General features: G+C 66.1%; 1 protein-coding gene. It reads right to left on the bottom strand.

The window, feature by feature from the left end; translation table 11 throughout:
* On the bottom strand, positions 1-230 hold a 230-nt coding region (locus EF879_RS26890), incomplete at both ends, for an ROK family protein (RefSeq protein ID WP_123563391.1).

The raw sequence follows: 230 nt of genomic DNA, 5'->3' as shown, positions 1-230 counted from the left end.
TCGGAAGCAAGAACGGCCGCACCGACAACCCCCGCCCGGCTGCCCAGCTCGGACAGGACCACCGGCAAATTCCCCGTCGCCAACGGCAACGACCGGCGATACACCACACTCCGAATCTCGGCGAGGAGAATATGGCCGAGCTGAGCCAACCCACCGCCAATCACGATCATCGACGGGTTCGCGAAGCTCACCAGTCCGGCCAGGACAGCGCCCACCCTCCGACCACCGTC

It is taken from the genome of Micromonospora sp. HM5-17 (assembly GCF_003762835.1).
In the GTDB taxonomy this organism is placed as follows: domain Bacteria; phylum Actinomycetota; class Actinomycetes; order Mycobacteriales; family Micromonosporaceae; genus Plantactinospora.
Note: the sequence above shows the minus strand (reverse complement) of the source record. Positions and strands in the feature narration are given on the sequence as shown.